The sequence below is a fragment of the Algoriphagus oliviformis genome (assembly GCF_017254915.1).
Lineage (GTDB): Bacteria > Bacteroidota > Bacteroidia > Cytophagales > Cyclobacteriaceae > Algoriphagus > Algoriphagus oliviformis.
In genome coordinates this window covers 1-278 of sequence record NZ_JAFKCT010000102.1, presented here as the reverse complement: position 1 = coordinate 278, position 278 = coordinate 1, and the positions used below count along the sequence as shown (strand labels likewise).

Below are 278 nucleotides of genomic sequence, written 5' to 3'. Positions count from 1 at the left end.
GATTGTTTGATGGTCAGCTTGTCATTCGGATGCTGCTGGTTCCACTGCTGTTCAAAGCCGGGATTCAGCGCGACGAACAATTCACGGGAAACGTCATAAGAGCTGTTCAGCAATTCCGCCGCCGACGCGGCGCCGCTCGCCAACAGCGCAGCCGCCAGCCAACCTTTCAGCACGAGATTTTTAACCCGGTTTTGTTTCATTCTGCACCTTATCACTGAGTCATTCCTTCAGGCTTTCGCCTTATTGACGACCAGTGTATTTATAACTCGGTGCGGAGC

General features: G+C 52.5%; 1 pseudogene. It reads right to left on the bottom strand.

The annotated features are described in order from the left end of the window. Positions 1 to 200: pseudogene (locus tag J0A68_RS23445) on the bottom strand (hypothetical protein); the annotation flags it as partial. Positions 201 to 278 lie beyond the last annotated feature (78 nt).